This is a genomic window from Bradyrhizobium vignae, from assembly GCF_004114425.1.
Lineage (GTDB): Bacteria > Pseudomonadota > Alphaproteobacteria > Rhizobiales > Xanthobacteraceae > Bradyrhizobium > Bradyrhizobium vignae.
The window spans coordinates 1-849 of sequence record NZ_RDQF01000151.1 but is presented as its reverse complement, the minus strand read 5'-3'; the positions used below and the strand labels follow the sequence as shown (position 1 = coordinate 849).

Sequence of the window (849 nt, the reverse complement as noted above, 5' to 3'; positions counted from 1 at the left end):
TAGGGTCTGTACTCAATAGGGATTCCCGCTGAGGCGGAGTTGTGATTCAAGACCTCCGAGTCGAAGGGGGGCTTGATGGGGCAAAAGCTATATTGGCTGAGTGAGGCGGAGTGGAAGCGGATTGAACCGCTGTTGCCACGTGGGCGGCGCGGCGCCCATCGCGTGGATGACCGACGCGTGATCAGCGGGATCCTCCACATGCTGCGATCGGGCGCACGCTGGCGAGACTGCCCGGCAGATTACGGCCCCTACACGACCATCTATAACCGCTTCAATCGCTGGAGCCGCCAAGGCGTGTGGGGCAATATTTTCTACGCCTTGACTGGCTCAACCGGCCGGGTCGGGACAATGTCCATCGACGCGACCCACATCAAAGCCCACCGCTCGGCGGCGGGCGCAAAAGGGGGGACTTCCAGCAGGCGGTCGGCCGCTCGCGAGGCGGACGCACCACCAAAATCCACGCGCTGACCGAGGATTATGGACGTCCGATCGCCTTCGTGATCACGCCTGGCAACTGCCATGACCTCACGGCGGCGCGCGATCTGCTGCCTGCCGTCTCACCTGCTCGACGATTGCTTGCTGACAGGGCCTATGACGCCAATAGCCTGCGTGAGTGGTTGGCCGAGCGCGGAACAAAGGCAGTAATTCCGCCCAACCCAACTCGCAAGCATCCGCACCGGTACGACGTGAAGGCCTACAAAGGACGCAATCTCATCGAACGCATGTTTTGCCGCCTCAAGGACTTCAGGCGGATTGCGACCCGCTACGACAAGCGAGCCGACAACTTCCTCTCGGCCATCCTCTTGGTCGCCGCCGTTACTTGGTGGATCAATTGAGTCCGGACCCTAG

Annotated in this window: 1 protein-coding gene; it reads left to right on the top strand. The window is 61.6% G+C overall.

Features of this window, described 5'->3' with window-relative positions; translation table 11 throughout:
- Nucleotides 1-75 precede the first annotated feature (75 nt).
- A protein-coding gene (locus EAV90_RS39180; RefSeq protein WP_407120425.1) for an IS5 family transposase occupies nt 76-836 on the top strand; the annotation gives its coding sequence in 2 pieces (ribosomal slippage) (nt 76-412 and nt 412-836; 762 coding nt in all).
- The last annotated feature ends 13 nt before the right edge of the window (nt 837-849 follow it).